The following is a 1,402-nucleotide window of genomic DNA, read 5'->3' as shown; positions in this document are numbered from 1 at the left end:
AACGGCCGTTCTGAAAGTTTTAATTTAGACATTTAAAGGAGGTTGTGAACATGATGGGATTCGGAGAATTTTTGATGACAGCGCTTACAGCCGTTACGGCCGCTGGAAGCTTCGTTTTCGCCCTTGTAATGCTGCTCAAAGACATCTGGTTTGGAGCGGCGGCGCAAACACCGGCGCATGACGTTCATAAAGCCGTAAAGACGGCATAAGCATATTCCCTAAATATTCACCTCATAAAAGGCGCTGACGCCTCTTTCCCTACAGAACCGCCTCCCGCTGGGTACGCCCAACTGGAGGCGGTTTTGTAGTTTTTTTGAGAATAAAATATGAAAGAAGATACTGCGGGTAGGCCCCTATTTTAAATCCGGTGCTATAATAAAACCTGTATCTATTCCAGCTCCATGAAATAAGTATTTTCTTAGAGGAGGCAACATGTCATGTGTTCTACCGGTAATCCCCGGCCCGCCATTTTCAAGACGTTTATAAATAAGCTATTCTGTTATAAACGTCCATTAACTTTATTATCCGCGCTTATGCTTCTTTGCGCGCAGTTCGCGTTCCTTCCGTCCGCCTTTGCGGCCGACGCCGCCCAATATGAGCTTATCGGCACAAAGGAAGAGCTTGTCAAATTCAGAGACCGCGTAAACAATGGAGAAACTGACTTAAACGCACGCCTCACCGCGGACATCGATCTTGGCGGCGAAAAGTGGACCCCTATAGGAAACGACCCAGAGAACGACAAATTCTACAACGCAACCTTTGACGGCTCCGGCCATACGGTGTCGGGACTTAAGGTACAGGACCCGAACGGAAACTATCAGGGGTTCTTTGGAGGTTTGTACCAGGCCAGCGTGGAAAATCTCACAGTCATCGGTGCTTCTGAAGGAGCTATGGCCGTTGGTGGCATCGCCGGCGCGGCTGAATCATCTTCAATAAACAACTGTATCTTTAAAGGCGACGTGACCGGACATGCGTGGGTCGGAGGTATTGTAGGAAATAACGTGAGTAGCCGCGTCATGAACTGCGCCTATTTTGGCGGGACTGTCACCGTCGTCGCCAGAGAAGGCATCCTCTTCAACGGAGGACTTGCGGGAGGGATAGCGGGAAGCTGTGGTCAAGCAGATCCGTTCCCGACATTAGAGAAGAGCCCGCTTCTTGCAAACTGCATCGTAAGCGCCGATATCAAAAACACAAACACTAACGCCACTGGAATTGGAGGCGTAGCCGGAGTTGCAAACTATGCGATAGTGGCAAACTGCACCTTTGTTTCAGGAAGCGTAGTAAGTGTCGGGAACACTGTCGGCGGCATAGTCGGGGCGTGTAACAATTACTATATGGTCAACTGCGTGTTTGCCGGAAGCAAGGTTGCAGGAAAAGAAGGCGCAAACGACGTCGGCGGAGT

At 49.9% G+C, this 1,402-nt stretch carries 2 protein-coding genes; both read left to right on the top strand.

All coding sequences use genetic code 11. The annotated features are described in order from the left end of the window. Positions 1-50 precede the first annotated feature (50 nt). Positions 51-209 carry a hypothetical protein gene (locus RRY12_13250; protein ID MEG2185641.1) on the top strand — a complete coding sequence of 53 codons (159 nt, stop codon included), beginning with the start codon at positions 51-53 and terminating at the stop codon, positions 207-209. Positions 210-533: 324 nt separating this feature from the next. After that, positions 534-1,402, top strand: an 869-nt coding sequence (locus tag RRY12_13245; protein MEG2185640.1) for a GLUG motif-containing protein, incomplete at its 3' end; no start/stop codon positions are given.

Origin of the sequence: Cloacibacillus sp., assembly GCA_036655895.1 — a bacterium.
Lineage (GTDB): Bacteria > Synergistota > Synergistia > Synergistales > Synergistaceae > JAVVPF01.
Note: the sequence above shows the minus strand (reverse complement) of the source record. Positions and strands in the feature narration are given on the sequence as shown.

Bases quoted from the DNA above. Each gene is read 5' to 3' on its own strand.
- RRY12_13250 (MEG2185641.1), top strand. From the start codon at position 51: ATGATGGGATTCGGAGAATTTTTGATGACAGCGCTTACAGCCGTTACG.